Below are 15,696 nucleotides of genomic sequence, written 5' to 3' on the forward strand. Positions count from 1 at the left end.
CGTAGCCTCGCTTGCCATGACCCCCCGAGAGGACACCGGCCGGCTCCGGACCGTGACCGGCACGATCGCGACGTCCGACATCACCGGCCCGGTGCTCTCCCACGAGCACCTGCAGATGGACCTGCGCTGGCCGGCCCGGCCGCAGCAGGTGGGGTCCGACCCGGCGCGCTGGCTGGACGAGGAGAAGGGGGTCCAGCGCGAGCTGAACGAGCTGCGCAAGGAGCACGGGCTCGGCCTCGTCGTCGACCTGACGTGCTCGGGCATGGGCCGCAACGCCGCCGCGCTGGCCCGCATCAGCGCCGGCTCCCGGGTCGCGGTGGTCGCCGGGACGGGCGTTTTCACCGAGCCGTTCCACCCCGCGTTCGTCCGCGAGGCCCTCGCCGCCGGCCCCGGCCCGGAGGGGCAGTCGGGCGTGGACCGGCTCGCCGAGCGGCTGCTCGCCGAGATCGGCTTCGGCATGGACGGCACCAACGCGCTGCCGGGCGTGATCGGCGAGATCGGCACCTGGGGCGAGGCGCCCACCGATGCCGAGGAGCTGTGCCTGCGGGCCGCCGCCCGCGCCGCCCGCTACTCGGGCCTGTCGGTGGCGACCTACGGCCGCGCCGGCCTGGCCCAGCTGGAGATCCTCACCGCCGCCGGGCTGCCCGCCGACCGCGTCGCCGTCGGCCAGCAGGACCGGGTGGACGACCCCGGCCAGCACCGCAAGATCGCCGAGTCCGGCGGGTACGTGTCGTTCGGCACCCTCGGCCTGGCGGGCGAGGACCACGCCGCGATCGGCGCCCGCGTGCGCGCGGTCATGGACCTGCTGGAGGCCGGGCACGCCGAGCGGGTGCTGCTCAGCACCGGCGTCTCGCGGATGGAGCAGATCGTCCGGTACGGCGGCCACGGCTACGGCTACCTGTTCGGCACCTTCCTGCCCGCGCTGCGCGCGGCCGGCGCCGACGAGGCGACCCTCGACACGGTCCTGCGGGCGAACCCGCTGCGCTGGCTCACCGCCGGCTGAAGCCCGCTGGGTTCCAGGGGGTCGCCCCCCTGGGCAGACGCGGGCAGGCACGCGGAGCGAGCGTTAGCGAGCGCAGCGGGCCTGCCCGCCGACTGAGAGGCTGTTTCGCGCGGAGCGCTAGCGGAGCGGGAAACAGCCTGTCAGTCGTGACGGGGGTTCCAGGGGGTCGTCCCCCTGGGTCAACACGGCCCCCGGCGGGTAGGGCTGCGGTAGGAGCTCTTCCGCGACCCCGGGAGGGGGTGCGCCGATGTCATGGAACAGGACGGCGAAGCGGGCGCCGGCTCAGGAAGGGACCGTCCCGCTGCCCTACGCCGACCGCGCGGAGGCGGGCCGGGTGCTCGCCGCGCGGCTCGCGCCGATGGGCCTGGACGGCGCCGTGGTGCTCGCGCTGCCGCGTGGCGGCGTCCCGGTCGGGTTCGAGGTCGCGCGGCGCCTGCGGTCCCCGCTGGAGGTGCTGGTGACCCGCAAGATCGGGTTCCCGCCGCAGCCGGAGCTCGGGGTGGGCGCGATCGCCGAGGGCGGCGAGCCGGTGTTCGACCGCGGGCTGCTGGACCGGCTCGGGCTGACCGAGGACGACATGGCCGCGACGGTGCGGGCCGAGCGCGCCGAGCTGGACCGGCGCGTGGCGGCCTACCGCGGCGGCCGGAGCCTGCCGGACGTCGCCGGACGCGCCGCGGTCGTCGTCGACGACGGCCTCGCCACCGGCGGGACCGCGCGCGCGGCCGTGCGGGCGCTGCGCGGGCGCGGGCCGTCCCGGCTGGTGCTGGCGGTGCCGGTGGGCGCCGAGGACACCGTCCGGTCGCTGGCGGCCGAGGTGGACGACCTGGTGGTGCCCGCCGCGCCCTGGGACTTCCGCGCGGTCGGCCAGTGGTACCGCGACTTCGGTCAGCTCACCGACCGCGACGTGACCGGCTGGCTGGAGCGCGCCGGAAATGGGTGCGGCGAATTTCGGTGAAATAGCCACACGGAAGCGTCCGCTGCGGTAAAAGCGACCGGGAAATCCCGGCGGGCCGCAACACAGATGTGACGCACCTGTGACGAACGCGGCAGGGCCCGGCCGTGGCGGCCGGGCCCTGAGCAACGCAAACGGCCCCGCGGGGCGGGGCCGAGTCGTTTTTCGGTGGCGTGCCGGGGTGCGCGCTGGGAGCGGTTCTGGCGTGCCGTGCGACGGTCAGGCCGCGTTCGCGCGGCGCATGCGACGGCGGCGCTCGGAGGCGCGCTCGTCCTCGTTCAGACCGCCCCACGTGCCGTACTTCTCGGGCCGGGACACGGCGTAGTCCAGGCATTCCGTGCGGACCGGGCAGCCCATGCAGATCTGCTTGGCCTTGCGCTCGCGGATCTCACGCTCGGGCTGGCGCTCGCCGTCGGGGCCGAAGAAGAGCACGAGGTCTTCCCCCCGGCACGCCGCGGCGTCCTGCCAGCCCCAGCTGGGACGAGGGAGGTTTGCCTGCCGACGTACCTGAGCCATGGAACACCCACCTTGATTGGTTTCGAACAATTTCGGGACATGGACGCATCGACGTGCTTCGGGTGACATGAGTCAGCAGCGCCGAAAGTTCCAACGTCTGGAGTTGCCGCTCTGTTCCCCGTCCGGTTACTCCGGAAACCTGGGGTCGTGCGACAGGGAGACCCTCGAATGGGGCCTTCGAGAGATTACACGAGGGCGGCCTCGTTGAGAAGGGTGAGTTCCGTAACAGCGTAGGTTCTCAGGTTCTCGGCGCACCCCGGACCGCAAGCGGGCCGCTCGACGGCGTCCAGAATGACCCGGTAACGGCGCTCCTGGACGGCAACGATCGCTTCGTAGCGTGATGCCCCGGAGATCGACTCCACGGTCACGGTGTCCAGTTCGAGGCGCCCCGTGTGCGCGCGGACGAAGTGCTCGGCGGCCTGCGCGGCCTCGGGGCGTCCGGCCCGCCCGCGCAGCCGGTCGAGCACGACCTCGCCGCGCAGGTAGGCCTCGATGGCGGCCACGGCCTGGGCCTCGCCGAGGTCGCCGTAGTAGAGCCCGTGGGGGAGGCAGACCAGGTTCGCTGCGAACCGGTCGCCGCCGACATGGGTGGTTTCCCAGACAAGACGGTCAAAACGCCCAGCGAGGGATCGGGCCAGCGGGGCGCCCGTCCGCGCGCAGCAGGCGTTGTGCCGGCCGTGCGCGCAGACCAGCAGGACCGGGCCCGCGACCCGCTCGCCGAGGCCCGGCGAGCGGCCCGCGGCGAGCGCGGGCAGGTCCAGGTCGGCCAGCTCCCGCGGATCGGCCAGCTCGCGGCCCTCGATCCAGGCCTCGCGGCCGTGCGAGAACCCCGCGAAGACCTGGATCGGCGGCGTCTTGCGCCGCCGCCCGGGCCGCCGGATGAGCTGCGGCCGCACGCCGGCGGCCTGCGCGGCCCGCACGGCCGCGGCGACCGGGGCGGGCCCGGCGAGGTCCGCCACATGCTGAGGCCAGGGCCCGGGGTGCTCGATCAGCAGCCAGGAGCGGGCCTTGACGGTCGCGCTCGCCAGGCACGGCCGCTCGCCGGTGTGGCTTCCCGGACAGTGTCCGCAGCCCTTCCCGCGCGTCAAATGAGTCCCCCTGGCCGTACGGTCCGATCATGGATGCTTAGGTAAGGGTAACCTAAGTTCCATCGGTCGCACCAGCGGGGTCCCCGGTGCGCGAGTCTATCTGGGGGGATATCTGGGCCTTTGGTGACCTCTGTCGTGAGCCGGGGTGTCAGTGCACGGCGGACCGGGGGAGAAGGGACTCCGCCGCCGGCAGCGCCGCGGCGCGATCCGCGGCCACCAGGCCGATCCGGGTGCGCCGGTCCAGCAGGTCCCCCGCGTCCAGCGCGCCCTCGTGCAGCGCCCCCCAGGCCAGCTCCACGCCCAGCACCGGCAGCCCGGGCACGACCGGCTCCAGCAGCGCCGGGTCCTCCTTCCCCAGGGCGGCCAGCAGCGGCGCCTCCGTCCCGTAGCGCTGGACGAGGCGGCGCGGCGCGTCCAGCGCGTCCAGGCGGTCCCGCGGCGCGGCGCCGACCAGCGGCAGCGACGCGGTGCGGCTCGGGCCCGCGGGCAGGCCGCGGCGCGCGACCGCCGCGTCCACCGCGTCCTGCGCCATCCGCCGGTACGTCGTGAGCTTGCCGCCGACGATCGTGACGACGCCGTCCCGCGAGGTCAGCACCGCGTGCCGGCGCGACAGGTCGGCCGTGGCGCCCTCGCCGCCGGCCAGCAGCGGGCGGAGCCCGGCGAACGCGCCGAGCACCTCCGAACGCCGCACCGGCACGTCCAGCGCCGAGCCGAGGATGTCCAGCAGGAAGCCGACCTCGCCGGGCGTCGGCTCCGGCACGTCGGGGATCGGGCCGTCCGCCGGCTCGTCGGTCAGCCCGACGTGGACGCGGCCGTCGCCCTGCGGGATCACCAGCATGAACCGGCTGGCCGCGCCGGGGATCGGGACGTGCATCCCGGCGCTCAGGCCGCGCAGCGACTCGGCGGCCAGCACCAGGTGGGTGCCGCGGGACGGCCGCAGCCGCACCCCGTCCACGAGCCCGCCCGCCCAGACGCCCGCGGCGTTGACCACCGCGCGGGCCCGGACGGTGATCTCCCGGCCGGTCAGCTCGTCGCGGACGAGCGCGCCGCCGCCGGTCAGCTCGACCGCGCGGCACCGGGTCAGGATCCGCGCGCCGTGCGCGGCGGCGGTCCGCGCGATGGCGGTGACCAGGCGCGCGTCGTCGGCGAGCTGCCCGTCCCAGGACAGCAGGCCGCCGCGCAGCCCGTACGGGCGCAGCGCCGGCGCGAGCCGCAGCGTCTCCACCGCCGACAGCCGGCGCGGGCCGGGCAGCACCGAGCGGGGCGTGCGGGCGGCCAGCCGGAGCGCGTCCCCGGCCAGCAGGCCCGCCCGCGACACCGCCGCCTGCGACCGCGACACCAGCGGAGTCAGCGGCAGCACGAACGGCAGCGCGCGCACCAGGTGCGGCGCCGTCCGGCACATCAGCACGCCGCGCTCCACGGCGCTCTCGTGCGCCACGTCCACCTGCCCGGACGCCAGGTAGCGCAGCCCGCCGTGGATCAGCTTGGAGCTCCACCGGGACGTGCCGAAGGCCAGGTCGTGCGCGTCGACCGCGGCGACCGACAGGCCCCGGGACGCGGCGTCCAGCGCGGCGCCGGCGCCCGTCGCGCCGAGGCCGACGACCAGGACGTCCACGACCTCGCCGGGAAGCGCGGCGAGGTCGCGTTCGCGGCGGGCGGCGTTGAGCGACGCCGGCGTGTTCCGGAGAGCGGGCGGCGGGACGGCGGCGGAGGTCACGGCGAGAGCATCCTCTCCAGGACGTGCCGGAGTTCGGCATCGAAGGCGTCGGAGCGCAGCTCGGGGTCGGCCTCGTCGATCACGATCTGCGCGGACAGCCCGAACGACTGCACGACCAGCAGCAGCGCGCGCGCCTGGCGGCCCGGGTGGTCCGGGCGGATCGTCCCGTCGGCGTGCCCGGCGGCGAGCGCCTCCTCGAAAAGCCCGAGGAAGGCCTGCTGGGTGGCGCCGCAGCGGTCCAGCAGGTAGGGCAGCAGCGCTTCGGGGTCGACCTCGACGATCTTGCGGAGCAGCGGGTGGTCGCGGAACGTGCGGACGCCGGCGACCAGGCCGTCCACCAGCCGGGGCCGGACCGGGCGGCCGTCGTCGGGGGGCTGCATCGCGGTGCCGATCGCGGTCCACTCGCGGGTCATCAGGTCGGCCACGATCGTGCGGACGTCCGGCCAGCGGCGGTACAGCGTCATGCGGGAGACCCCGGCGCGGCGCGCGATGTCGGTCAGCGTGGTGCGGCGCACCCCGACGGCCAGCACGCAGTCGCGGGCGGCGTCCAGCACGGCGTCGTCGGCGGTCCGGGCCGCCGGCCTGTTGTGACGATTCGACGTCATGTGTCACAGTGTAAGCCCACCGGGACGGGTGAACGGGAACCCGGTGCCGGGAGCGGCCCAGTCGAAGGGGAGGCGCCTTGACCACCGGAACGGAGATCACCAGCACGGGGACCGCCGGCACGGGGCGGGCGCGGGACATGCTGTGGAGCGGCTGGGGCGACCCCGCCAAGGCCGCGCCGCTGCCGGAACCGATGGTCGGGCTCCTGCGCGACCTGCTCGGCGTGAAGACCGGCGGCGCGGCCCCCGTCGCCCTCGCCGGCGTCGAGGTCGCGGACCCCCGGCTCGGCGACGCCGCCCTCGCCGCGCTCGCCGCGGCGGTCGGCGCGGAGCACGTCCGCACCGACGCCGAGTCCCGCGTCCGCCACACCCGCGGCAAGTCGACCCCCGACCTCGTGCGCATCCGCGCCGGCGAGGCCTCCGACGCGCCCGACGCCGTCGTGCTGCCCGGCGGCCACGACGAGGTCCTCGCGGTGCTGCGGGCCTGCGCGGCGCACCGCGTCGCGGTCGTCCCGTTCGGCGGCGGCACCTCGGTCGTCGGCGGGCTGGCCCCCGAGGGGGTGGACGCGTTCGTCGCGCTCGACCTGCGCCGGATGGACGCCCTGGTCGCCCTCGACGAGGTGTCCCGGACGGCCGTCCTGCAGCCCGGCATGCGCGCGCCGCGCGCCGAGGAGCTGCTCGGCGCGCGCGGCTACACGCTCGGGCACTTCCCGCAGTCGTTCGAGTGGGCGTCGATCGGCGGGTTCGCCGCCGCCCGCTCCAGCGGCCAGGCGTCCGCCGGATACGGCCGGTTCGACGACCTGGTCGTCGGCCTCACCGTCGCCACCCCGGAGGGCGCCCTGGAGCTCGGCCGCGCGCCGAAGTCGGCGGCGGGCCCCGACCTGCGCCAGCTCGTCCTCGGCTCGGAGGGGGCGTTCGGCGTGATCACCTCGGTGACGGTGCGGATCCGGCCCGTCCCGCCGGAGCGGGCCTACGAGGGCTGGCGGTTCGCCTCGTTCGCCGACGGCGCCGCCGCGCTGCGCCGCCTCGCCCAGGACGGCCCGCTCCCCGTCGTGCTGCGGCTGTCCGACGAGACCGAGACCATGATCGGCCTCGCCGACCCCGCGGCCATCGGCGGCGGCTCGGCGGCCGCCGGCTGCCTCGCCGTCCTCGGCTACGAGGGCACCGCCGAGGAGATCGCCGGACGCCGCGCCGGGACCGCCGGCGTGCTGCGGGAGGCGGGCGGCGAACCGCTCGGCGACGGGCCGGGGGAGAGGTGGCGGCACGGCCGCTTCAGCGCCCCCTACCTGCGCGACGCGCTGCTCGACGTCGGTGCGTTCGCCGAGACGCTGGAGACCGCGGCGTTCTGGAGCGACATCCCGGCGCTGTACGAGGCCGTCCGCCGCGCGCTGATCGGCACGCTGTCGGGAGCGGGCACGCCGCCCCTGGTCATGTGCCACATCTCGCACGTCTACCCGGCGGGCGCGTCGCTGTACTTCACGGTCGTGTCCGCGCAGGGCGAGGATCCGGTGGCCCACTGGGACGCCGCGAAGCGGGCCGCGTCCGACGCGATCATCGACGCGGGCGGCACGATCAGCCATCATCACGGCGTGGGCACCGACCATCGCGACTGGTACGCCCGGGAGATCGGCCCGCTCGGCGCCGGGATCCTGCGGGCCGTCAAGGACCGCCTCGACCCCGCCGGGATCCTCAACCCCGGCGTCCTCGTCCCGCCGGCCGCCGGGGAGTAGCCGCCATGACCACCCCCCGCGTCTTCACCGCGATCGTCAACCCGGCCGCCGGCGGATCGGCGTCCGCCTCCACGCTGATCCCGCTCGCCCGGCTGCTGCGCGAGGCGGGCGCGGAGGTCGCCGTCGAGTACAGCCGCGGCCTCGACCACGCGCGCACCGTGGCGCGCGACGCCGCCGAGGCCGGCCGCGTGGTGCTCGGCGTCGGCGGCGACGGCATGATCGGCTGCGTCGGCGGCGCGCTCGCCGGCACGCGGGCCCTCTTCGGCATCGTGCCCGCCGGGCGCGGCAACGACTTCGCCCGCCAGCTCGGCGTCCCGTCCGACCCGGAGCGGCTCGCGCCGCTGCTGCTGGACGGGGAGCCCCGCACGGTCGACGCGATCGAGGCCAACGGCACGCCCGTGCTCGGCAGCGTCTACGCGGGGGTGGACGCCGTCGCCAACGCCAACGCCAACAAGACCCGGCTGCTGCGCGGGTCGGCGGCTTACTACATCGGGGCGCTGCGCGCGATCCTGTCCTGGCGCGCGGCCGACTACCGGGTGGTCGTGGACGGCGAGGAGCACCGCCGCGAGGGCTACACCGTCGTCGCCGCCAACTCCGGCTACTACGGGTTCGGCAAGCACATCGCGCCGGACGCCCGCGTGGACGACGGCCTGCTCGACGTGGTGCTGATCCGCAACGCCTCCCGGACGCTGTTCTTCGCGGTGATGCGGGAGCTGGAGGCCGGCACGCACGTCCGGCGGCCCCAGGTGGAGGTGCTGCGCGGCCGCGAGGTGCGGATCGAGCTGGCCGGGCCGCCCGGCCGGACGCTGCCCTACGGCGCGGACGGGGAGCTGCCGGGGGTGCTGCCGGTGACCGCGAAGGTGATGCCCGGCGCGCTCCGCGTCCTGGCCCCGTGACAGGACGATCCGTATCCCCGAACTATACGTCTGACCTGCACTGACGCAAGATCCACGGGTTTTTGGACCCTCGTTTGGGGCGGTTTACGCACCCATTACGGCCCTCCGGATAGCGTCAATTACGTCCCGCTTTCGGGACCTTGGGGTCGTCTGTGGAGGCATCATGAGAAGGCGATCGCTCGCCGTTCTGGGGGGACTCATGATGGCCACAGGCGCCCTCCGCGTGGTGGCGCCGGCGTCTCTGGGGGTGGCGCCGGCGCCCACCACGGTCCGGTTCGGTCCGGCCCGCCCCGTGCCGATCCGGAGCCTTGCCTCAGCGACCGCCCCGACCGCCCCGACCGCCCCGACCGCCCCGACCGCCCCAGCGCGCCACGTTCCCGCGCGGGCGGCCCGCGCCTAGGCTGATCGGGTGCGCACCCTCCTCAACGTGATCTGGCTCGTGCTCTCGGGCCTCTGGCTGGCGATCGGCTACGCGATCGCCGGCGTCGTCTGCTGCGTGCTCATCATCACGATCCCGTTCGGCATCGCCGCGTTCCGGATCGCGATGTACACGCTCTGGCCGTTCGGCTACACGGTGGCCCGCCGCCGCGACGCGGGTGCGGGCTCGGCGATCGGCAACGTCATCTGGCTGGTCGTGGCGGGCTGGTGGCTCGCCCTCGGCCACCTGTTCACCGGGATCGCGCTCTGCGTCACGATCATCGGCATCCCGTTCGGCATCGCCAACTTCAAGCTGATCCCGATCTCGCTGCTGCCGCTCGGCCGCGAGATCGTCCCGTCCGGCGACCCGCGCTCCTTCGGCGCCGCCTGAGCGCCCCGGCATGGCGTCTGAGCGCCCTCGCAGGCGCCGCTCAGGTGCCCTGACATAGGCGACACGCCCTTTCCGGCGGGGCGGCGTTGCTTGACGCCCGAGATCGCCTGCGGACAGGCTGGGGACGCCCCCTTCACCCCCTGCCGGAGGCCCCCTTGTGCGCCGAGCAAGCCGCCGCCCCCGAGAACTCCCGCGCGTCCGAAGCGGGCGCCGGATGGGCGTGCGGCAAGCCGGGCACGTTCTGGGACCTGCTGCCCGAGCACGTCCCCGATTTCTCCTGGCGGCGCCCGAGGATTCTGTGGCGGTCGCGCAACGACGTGGTCGCGCGGCTGTTCGGCGACCCGTCCAACGCGATCCGCCGCCGGGCCGTGGCCGCGCTGCGCGAACGCGGGACGCCCGCCGCGTTCACCGTCCACCGCTCGGAAGAGGAGTTCTCCTTCGCCCTCCTGGGCGACACGGGGGAGGGCGACCGGTCGCAGTACGCCGTGGTGCCGCCGCTGCTGCACGCCACCGCGGGCACCGACTTCATGGTCGTCGCCAGCGACGTCATCTATCCGACCGGTGACGCGGGCGACTACCCCGAGAAGTTCTACCGCCCCTACCGGGACTACCCCGCGCCCATCTACGCCGTCCCGGGCAACCACGACTGGTACGACGGCCTGCGCGGCTTCCTGCACGTCTTCTGCGGGCTGGACGCGGACTGCTCGCCGCACTGGCGGGGGCCGCTCTCGTTCATCCCGCGCCTGTTCTGGCGGCATTCGGGGGACGTCGACAGGAGCGCGCTCGCGGAGGCCCGCTCGCTGTACCGGGGCGCGCCCGGCCAGCAGGCCGGCCAGCCAGGCCCGTACTGGGCGATCGACACGCCGTCGCTGCGCATCATCGGCATCGACACCGGGATCACCGGCGGCATCGACCGCGAGCAGGGCGAATGGCTGCGCGGGGTGTCCGCGGGCCCCAAGCCCAAGATGCTGGTCACCGGCAAGCCGCTGTACGTGGACGACGAGCACCATCCGGGCCCGATCGAGGGCGGCGGGACGGTCGACGAGATCGTCCGGGACCCGGCGCACAACTACGTGCTCGCGGTCGGCGGCGACATCCACAACTACCAGCGCTACCCGGTGAAGGTGGACGGGACGGGGCGCGTCGTCCAGTACCTGGTGTCGGGCGGCGGCGGGGCGTTCATGCACGCGACGCACACGATCCCGCGCGCCCGCGTGGTCGAGGAGAAGGACTTCCGCTGCTACCCGCTGCGCGGCGACTCGCTGTCGCGCTACAGCCGGCTGTACGGCAGGTGGACCCGCATGCCGGGGCTGTTCGACCTCACCCCGGAGGAGGCCACGGCCGTCATCCGCTCGCGCGTGGGGATCGCGCCGGGGCGCGGCTACGACGGGCTCCAGCCGTCCCGCCGGGCCCGGTTCGTCGCGTTCGTCCTGGGCGTGCCGCGGGGCGGCCGGCGCCGTCCGCGCTTCCTGCGGCTGCCGGTCCGCAAGATGCCGCAGCGGTTCCGCTCGGAGATGGCCGACTGGGACAGCCCGCCGTTCTTCAAGAGCTTCCTCCGGCTGGACGTGACCGCGTCGGAGCTGCGGGTCCGCTGCTTCGCCGCGACCGGCTGCGGGGACCACGAGGCGGCGCCGCCGGTCGAGGACGAGGTGACGATCCCGCTCCGGTGATGCAGGGGTGACGGGCGGATTGGAGAATCCGCCAGAAATGTCGACAAAATATGTCGTGTCGCCGCGCGACGTGCCGCAATGCCGTTACAGTCTCAGCTCACCGAACAGGTGACCGGTAACGGACGGTCGGCCGGAGAACGACCGCGTCCACAGGAGAGCGACTCGATGAGTTACCCCCAGCAGGGTCAGGGCCAGCCTTACCAGCAGCAACAGCAGCAGGCCTACCAGGGCGGCTACTCGCCCGCCCCGGCACAGCAACAGCAGCAGGCCGTCGCCCGCGGCGTCGGCGCCAACATGAAGCGCCGCAACCCCGTCGGCGCCTGGCTCGGGCTGCCGATGATCACGCTCGGCGTCTACGGGCTGGTGTGGATGTTCAAGGTCCACAACGAGCTGCACAACTACGACCGCCGCATCGACGACGCCGCCACCGGCGCGCTGCTGTCGATGATCTTCGGCTTCGTCACCCTCGGCATCTGGCCCCTGGTGGTGTGGTGCAAGCTCGGCGGCCGCATCGCCCAGGCGCAGCGCGCCGCGGGCCTGCCCGCCACCTGCAGCGGGGGCATGGGCTTCCTGCTCGGCATCCTCGGCTTCGGCGTGCTGTACTACCAGATCCAGATCAACAAGGTCGTCGACCGCTACGGCGACACCCCGGCGGGCCAGCAGGTCTCCCTGGTCGCGTGACCTGACGGTCGCGCGGCCTGTACGCCGCGCGGCCTGACCCGCTCCAACCCCGCAAGGGGGCCGCGGCCCTGGCCTCCTGGAACGGCTCCGAGCCCCCTCCGCAGCCCGCGGAGGGGGCTCTGTCGTAGGCGGGGGCCAGAATGGGCGGGTGAGGATCGCGGTGGCCGCCGGGCCGGGGGACGGGGGCGAGCTGCGGCCGCTGGCCGAGGACGGCTCGCCCGCCGGGCCCGGGTACGCCGCCGCCGACCTGGCCGCCGAGATCGCCGCGCGCGAGCGCGAGTCGGCGCCGCGCTGGGTGTGGGCGTCCAGCGCCCGGCTGTACCCGCGGCTGCTGCGCGCCGGCGTGCGGGTCGCGCGCTGCCACGACCTCGAACTCGTCGAGAACCTGCTGCTCGGGCACGCGGGCCGCTACGGGGAGCCGCGCTCGGTCGCGGCGGCGTGGGCGCGGCTGCACGGCCGTCCCGTCCCGCCCGACCCGCCGCCGGCGCACGGGGAGGCGTCGCCGCAGGCGCCGCTGTTCGGCGACGACGAGGCCGCCGACCGCGCGGCGCCGTCCGACGACCTCGGGCGGATCGTCGAGGTGCACGCGGCGCAGCAGCGGGCCATCGCCGGGCTGGACGGGTTCGCGCTGCTCGCCGCCGCCGAGTCCGCGGGGTCGCTGGTCGCCGCCGAGCTGGGGCACGACGGGCTGCCCTGGTCGGCCGCCGAGCACGACGCGCTGCTCACCGAGCTGCTCGGCCCGCGCCCGTCCGGCGGGCTGCGGCCGCGCCGGCTGCAGGAGCTCGCCGACCGGATCGGCGCCGCGTTCGGCCCGCGCACGCACGTCAACCCCGACTCCCCGGCGCAGATCCTCAAGGCGTTCGCGGCGGCGGGCCTGCCGATCCCGTCCACCCGCGCGCACGTGCTGAAGCGCGTCGACCATCCGGCGGTGCCGCTGCTGCTGGAGTACAAGGAGCTCGCGCGCCTGCACGCCGCGCACGGCTGGGCGTGGCTCGACACGTGGGTGCGCGACGGGCGGTTCCGGCCCGAGTACGTGGTGGGCGGCGTGGTGTCCGGGCGGTGGGCGACCAACGGCGGCGGCGCGCTGCAGATCCCGCGCGTGCTGCGCCGGGCCGTCGTCGCCGACCCCGGCTGGTGCCTGGTGGTGGCGGACGCGGCGCAGCTCGAGCCGCGCGTCCTCGCGGCCCTCGCGGGCGACCGCGCGTTCGCCGACGCCGCCGCCCACGGCGACCTCTACGCGGCGCTGTCCGACGCGTTCCGCTCCGACGAGGCCGCCGGCGGGCTGTCCGCGCGCGCGAAGGCGAAGCTGGCGCTGCTGTCGGCGATGTACGGCGGCGGGACGGGCGAGGCCGTGCAGCTGCTCGGCGTGCTGAAGAGCCGGTTCCCCGACGCGTTCGAGTACGTCGAGGCCGCCGCCCGCGCGGGGGAGCGCGGGCGGCTCGTCCGGTCGCTGCTCGGCCGGACGTGCCCGCCGCCGTCGGCGGGCTGGCGGGAGCTGACCCTGGCCGGCGACGACGAGCGCGACCCGGCCCGGGCGGCGGGCGCGCCGCCGGACGGGGCGCGCCGCCCGGCGACCGCCGCGCAGGCGCTGCGCAGCCGGGGCCGCTTCACCCGCAACTTCGTCGTCCAGGCCACGGCGGCCGACTGGGCCCTCGCGCTGCTCGGCTCGCTGCGCCGCCGGCTCACCGCGCTCGGCCCGCCGCGCCTGGTCTTCTTCCAGCACGACGAGGTCATCGTGCACGCCCCGGCGGAGCTCGCGGACGCCGTGGCCGAGGCCGTCCGCGCGTCCGCCGAGGAGGCGCGCCGGCTGCTGTTCGGCGCGACGCCCGTCGCCTTCCCGATGGAGATCGCGGTGGTGGACCGCTACGCCGACGCCAAGTGAGCGCCCGGCGCCCGGTGCGGGCGGCGGCTCAGCGGACGACCGAGTAGGACGGGCGGCCGTTGAGCGTCTCGGCGTCGATGAACGACGTCCTGCGGTAGGCGCCGGTGAGCCGCGCCAGCTCCGCCGCGGTCAGGACGTCCTCGATCGCCGCGAAGCCGTCCGGCGCCCGCTCGCTCACCAGCCGCAGGATCCGCTCCGCCGGCATGTCGCGGCAGGCCAGCACGACCGCGTTGGCCGTCTCGCGGCGCTCCCGCTCGTAGGCGAGCAGGCCCTCACCGGGATCGGCGGCGCGGGCCAGCTCGTACGCCAGCACCCGCGCGTCCAGGACGGCCTGGGAGCCGCCGTTCGAGCCGATCGGGTACATCGGGTGCGCCGCGTCGCCGACCAGGGTGACCCGGCCGAACGTCCAGCGGTCCAGCGGCTCCCGGTCCACCATCGGGTACTCCAGGATCTCCGCGGTGCCCTTGAGCAGCGCCGGGACGTCGAGCCAGCCGAACGTCCAGTCCGCGTAGTGGGGCAGGACGTCCTCCAGCCGCCCCTTGCGGTTCCAGTCGGCGGCGCCCGCGCGGCGGTCCCCTTCGAGCCTGACCTCCGCGACCCAGTTCAGCAGGGCCCGGCCGCGCCGCTCGGCGCGCATCGAGATCGGGTAGACGACCATCTTGGCCGCGGCGTTGCTGCCCGCGACGGCCAGGGTCCGGCCGGTGAGGAACGGCTCGGACTCGGTGACGCCGCGCCACATCCGGATCCCGTTCCACAACGGCGCGGGCTCGTCCGGGTACAGCCGCGCCCGGACGGTGGAGTGCAGGCCGTCGGCGCCGACGAGCACGTCCGCCGGCACCGTCTCGGCGGCGCCGGACGCCCGGTCCAGCAGCCGCGCCCGCACCGGCCCGCCGTCCTGCTCGAAGCCCTCCAGCACCGTGCCGGTGCGGACGGCGCCCTTGCCGAGCCGGGACAGGACCGCGTCGAGCAGCGCCATCTGCAGCTCGCCCCGGTGGACGGAGTACTGCGGCCAGTCGTAGCCGAGGGCGCGGCCGCGCGGATCGGCCCAGATCCGCCCGCCGAACCGGTCGAAGTGCACCATTTCCGCGGTCGGGACGCCGATGTCGGCGAGGTCCCCGCCGAGCCCCAGCTCGGTGAGCTCGCGGACCGCGTGCGGCAGCAGGTTGATGCCGACGCCGAGCGGCCGCAGCCGCCGGGCGGAGTCCACCACGAGCGCCTCGATCCCGGCCTCGTGCAGGCTCAACGCGGTGGTGAGCCCGCCGATACCGGCCCCGGCGATGAGTACGCGCATGCACTCATGGTCCCTTATCCGGCGCCGGTCTCCGCTTGGCCGTCCGCATCCGGCCCGCGGTCCGCGGGGAGCCCGTCCGCGGGCGCGGCACCCGGGACGCGGGCGCCGCCGCGGACCAGCCGCCCGACCTCCGCGCGCAGCCGGACGAACTCGGGCAGCCCGCGGGTCTCGATCTGGTCCCGGGACGCGGGCAGCCCCACCGGGATGTCGGCGTGCACCCGGGCCGGCGACCGGTTCAGCACGACCACCCGGTCACCGACGTAGACGCTCTCGTCGATGTCGTGGGTGACCAGCAGGATCGTCATCTTCCCGGTGCGGTGCACGCCCAGCACCAGGTCCTCCAGGTCCTCGCGGGTCTGCGCGTCGACCGACCCGAACGGCTCGTCCATCAGCATCAGCGACGGCCGGTACGCCAGGGCCCGCGCGATCGACACGCGCTGCTGCATGCCGCCCGACAGCTGCCAGGGGTACTTGCGGGCCGCGTCGTGCAGGCCGACCGACTCCAGCGCCTCGTCGGCGGCGGCGCGCCGCTCGGCCCGGGACCCGCCGCGCCGGCGCAGCGGCATCGCCACGTTGTCGCGGACGGTCAGCCACGGGAACAGCGAGCGGCTGTAGTCCTGGAACACCACGGCGAGGTCGTCCGGCACGCCGTCGACCGGCGCGCCGTCCATCTCCAGCGTGCCGCCGGTCGGTCTGATCAGCCCGGCGATGCAGCGCAGCAGGGTGGACTTGCCGCACCCGGACGGGCCGACGATGCTGAGCAGCTGCCCGTCCGGGACGGTGAGGTCGAGGCCGTCGAGCGCGGTGTGCCCGCCGGTGTAGGTGTGCGTGAGGCCGGTGATCGCGAGCATCGCGGACGC

The 15,696-nt window shown here is 75.4% G+C and carries 14 protein-coding genes; 8 read left to right on the plus strand and 6 right to left on the minus strand.

Features of this window, described 5'->3' with window-relative positions; all coding sequences use genetic code 11:
* Positions 1-16 precede the first annotated feature (16 nt).
* Positions 17-1,003 (plus strand): phosphotriesterase family protein, encoded by a 987-nt coding sequence (locus tag F8568_RS24250; RefSeq protein ID WP_151595976.1) that lies wholly within the window; start codon positions 17-19, stop codon positions 1,001-1,003.
* Positions 1,004-1,250: 247 nt separating this feature from the next.
* The gene (locus F8568_RS24255) at positions 1,251-1,958 is read left to right on the plus strand and encodes a phosphoribosyltransferase (protein WP_151595977.1); all 708 of its coding nucleotides are present in this window, start codon (positions 1,251-1,253) and stop codon (positions 1,956-1,958) included.
* 216 nt (positions 1,959-2,174) lie between these two features.
* Here the strand turns inward: F8568_RS24255 and F8568_RS24260 are convergent, their stop codons facing one another.
* The 4 genes from F8568_RS24260 to F8568_RS24275 all read right to left on the minus strand — a co-directional run bounded on the left by F8568_RS24260 (position 2,175) and on the right by F8568_RS24275 (position 5,881).
* The gene (locus F8568_RS24260; protein WP_021600082.1) at positions 2,175-2,471 is read right to left on the minus strand and encodes a WhiB family transcriptional regulator; all 297 of its coding nucleotides are present in this window, start codon (positions 2,469-2,471) and stop codon (positions 2,175-2,177) included.
* A gap of 185 nt (positions 2,472-2,656) precedes the next feature.
* Entirely contained in the window at positions 2,657-3,559 is a 903-nt protein-coding gene (locus tag F8568_RS24265; protein WP_151595978.1) for a sucrase ferredoxin, read from the minus strand.
* A gap of 148 nt (positions 3,560-3,707) precedes the next feature.
* Positions 3,708-5,276: a glycerol-3-phosphate dehydrogenase/oxidase gene (locus F8568_RS24270; RefSeq protein ID WP_151595979.1), complete on the minus strand. Its 1,569-nt coding sequence runs from the start codon at positions 5,274-5,276 to the stop codon at positions 3,708-3,710.
* A complete protein-coding gene (locus F8568_RS24275; protein ID WP_151595980.1) occupies positions 5,273-5,881 on the minus strand; it encodes a TetR/AcrR family transcriptional regulator in 609 nt (202 codons plus the stop codon). Before F8568_RS24275 ends, F8568_RS24270 begins: the two co-directional genes overlap by 4 nt.
* A gap of 137 nt (positions 5,882-6,018) precedes the next feature.
* Here F8568_RS24275 and F8568_RS24280 point away from each other — a divergent pair, with 137 nt between their 5' ends.
* The 6 genes from F8568_RS24280 to F8568_RS24305 all read left to right on the plus strand — a co-directional run bounded on the left by F8568_RS24280 (position 6,019) and on the right by F8568_RS24305 (position 13,545).
* A complete protein-coding gene (locus F8568_RS24280) occupies positions 6,019-7,608 on the plus strand; it encodes an FAD-binding oxidoreductase (protein WP_151596032.1) in 1,590 nt (529 codons plus the stop codon).
* A gap of 5 nt (positions 7,609-7,613) precedes the next feature.
* Entirely contained in the window at positions 7,614-8,504 is an 891-nt protein-coding gene (locus tag F8568_RS24285; protein ID WP_151595981.1) for a diacylglycerol/lipid kinase family protein, read from the plus strand.
* 409 nt (positions 8,505-8,913) lie between these two features.
* Positions 8,914-9,312: a YccF domain-containing protein gene (locus tag F8568_RS24290; protein WP_151595982.1), complete on the plus strand. Its 399-nt coding sequence runs from the start codon at positions 8,914-8,916 to the stop codon at positions 9,310-9,312.
* A 155-nt stretch (positions 9,313-9,467) separates the two neighbouring features.
* On the plus strand, positions 9,468-10,982 hold the full coding sequence (locus tag F8568_RS24295; RefSeq protein WP_151595983.1) for a metallophosphoesterase family protein: 1,515 nt from the start codon (positions 9,468-9,470) through the stop codon (positions 10,980-10,982).
* Positions 10,983-11,147: 165 nt separating this feature from the next.
* A complete protein-coding gene (locus F8568_RS24300; RefSeq protein ID WP_151595984.1) occupies positions 11,148-11,663 on the plus strand; it encodes a DUF4234 domain-containing protein in 516 nt (171 codons plus the stop codon).
* A gap of 148 nt (positions 11,664-11,811) precedes the next feature.
* Positions 11,812-13,545 (plus strand): bifunctional 3'-5' exonuclease/DNA polymerase, encoded by a 1,734-nt coding sequence (locus F8568_RS24305; protein ID WP_151595985.1) that lies wholly within the window; start codon positions 11,812-11,814, stop codon positions 13,543-13,545.
* 28 nt (positions 13,546-13,573) lie between these two features.
* Here F8568_RS24305 and F8568_RS24310 read toward each other — a convergent pair whose 3' ends face one another.
* On the minus strand, positions 13,574-14,836 hold the full coding sequence (locus F8568_RS24310) for a flavin-dependent oxidoreductase (RefSeq protein WP_151595986.1): 1,263 nt from the start codon (positions 14,834-14,836) through the stop codon (positions 13,574-13,576).
* Positions 14,837-14,850: 14 nt separating this feature from the next.
* Positions 14,851-15,687, minus strand: a complete 837-nt coding sequence (locus F8568_RS24315) for an ABC transporter ATP-binding protein (RefSeq protein WP_151595987.1) — start codon at positions 15,685-15,687, stop codon at positions 14,851-14,853.
* Between the last annotated feature and the right edge of the window lie 9 nt (positions 15,688-15,696).

Source organism: Actinomadura physcomitrii, from assembly GCF_008923205.2.
GTDB lineage: Bacteria > Actinomycetota > Actinomycetes > Streptosporangiales > Streptosporangiaceae > Spirillospora > Spirillospora physcomitrii.

Coding starts and splice junctions, on each gene's coding strand:
- F8568_RS24250 (WP_151595976.1), top strand. CDS start 17: ATGACCCCCCGAGAGGACACCGGCCGGCTCCGGACCGTGACCGGCACG.
- F8568_RS24255 (WP_151595977.1), top strand. CDS start 1,251: ATGTCATGGAACAGGACGGCGAAGCGGGCGCCGGCTCAGGAAGGGACC.
- F8568_RS24260 (WP_021600082.1), bottom strand. CDS start 2,471: ATGGCTCAGGTACGTCGGCAGGCAAACCTCCCTCGTCCCAGCTGGGGC.
- F8568_RS24275 (WP_151595980.1), bottom strand. CDS start 5,881: ATGACGTCGAATCGTCACAACAGGCCGGCGGCCCGGACCGCCGACGAC.
- F8568_RS24280 (WP_151596032.1), top strand. CDS start 6,019: ATGCTGTGGAGCGGCTGGGGCGACCCCGCCAAGGCCGCGCCGCTGCCG.
- F8568_RS24285 (WP_151595981.1), top strand. CDS start 7,614: ATGACCACCCCCCGCGTCTTCACCGCGATCGTCAACCCGGCCGCCGGC.
- F8568_RS24300 (WP_151595984.1), top strand. CDS start 11,148: ATGAGTTACCCCCAGCAGGGTCAGGGCCAGCCTTACCAGCAGCAACAG.
- F8568_RS24310 (WP_151595986.1), bottom strand. CDS start 14,836: ATGCGCGTACTCATCGCCGGGGCCGGTATCGGCGGGCTCACCACCGCG.
- F8568_RS24315 (WP_151595987.1), bottom strand. CDS start 15,687: ATGCTCGCGATCACCGGCCTCACGCACACCTACACCGGCGGGCACACC.